Here is a 1,053-nt window from a genome sequence, read left to right on the forward strand (position 1 = left end):
AGATTGAAGTCCCTGCATCTCGTGCTGGCCGCCGCGACGCTGGCGTTCGCAGCCCTGGGTGTGCAGGCGCAGGAATTGAAGATCGGCTATGTGAGCCTCGACAAGGTGCTGCGCGATGCGGTGCCGGCGAAGGCGGCGCAGACCAAGCTGGAAGCCGAGTTCTCGAAACGCGAGAAAGACCTGAACGAGTTCGGCACGCGCCTGAAGGCGGCCGGCGACAAGCTCGAGAAAGACCAGCCGACGCTGGCCGAATCCGAGAAGACCCGCCGCCAGCGCGACCTGATCGACCAGGACCGCGAGTTCCAGCGCAAGCGCCGCGAGTTCCAGGAGGACCTGAACCAGCGCAAGAACGAGGAACTGGCCTCGGTGGTGGAGCGGGCCAACAAGGTCATCAAGCAGATCTACGAGACCGACAAATACGACCTGATCCTGCAGGATGTCGTCTTTGCCAGCCCGCGCATCGACATCACCGACAAGGTGATCAAGGCGCTGAACGCCCAGCAAGGCGGCAAGTGAGCCGTGGATGCGGTTCAACTCGGTGACATCGCCGCCCAGCTCGGCGGCGAACTGATCGGCAGCGCCGCGCTGCCCATCGACCGGATCGGCCCGCTCGAGGGCGCCACGCCGGGCACGATCTCCTTTCTCTCGAATCCCCGCTATGCCGCGCAGCTGGAGGCCAGCGCCGCCGGCTGCGTGATCGTCGCGCCGGCGATGCGCGACGCCGCGGTCGCCCGCGGTGCGGCCCTGGTCTGCGACGACCCCTACCTGGCCTTCGCGAAGCTCACGCAGTGGTGGGCGGCGCGCACGCGCCCGGCGGTGCCGGCCGGCGTGCACCCGAGTGCCGTCGTCGAGGCGGGCGCCGTGATCGACGCCGGCGCGAGCATCGGCGCATTCGTGCTGGTCGAGGCCGGTGCGCGCATCGGCGCCGGCGCAGTCATCGGGGCGCACTGCGTGATCGGCCGGGGTGCGAGCGTCGGTGCCGGCACGCGTCTCGCGCCGCGCGTCACGCTGCTGGCCGATTGCCACATCGGCGAGCGCGGCATCGTGCACAGC

At 69.2% G+C, this 1,053-nt stretch carries 2 protein-coding genes; both read left to right on the forward strand.

What is annotated here, in order from left to right; translation table 11 throughout:
* The first annotated feature begins 3 nt into the window (after nt 1-3).
* Nucleotides 4-516: an OmpH/Skp family outer membrane protein gene (locus tag AC1D01_RS36115; RefSeq protein ID WP_477874546.1), complete on the forward strand. Its 513-nt coding sequence runs from the start codon at nt 4-6 to the stop codon at nt 514-516.
* Nucleotides 517-519: 3 nt separating this feature from the next.
* Nucleotides 520-1,053: LpxD N-terminal domain-containing protein (locus tag AC1D01_RS36120; protein WP_477874544.1), on the forward strand; the 534-nt coding region annotated here is incomplete at its 3' end.

The sequence above is a fragment of the Rhizobacter sp. P3_B12 genome (assembly GCF_056402895.1).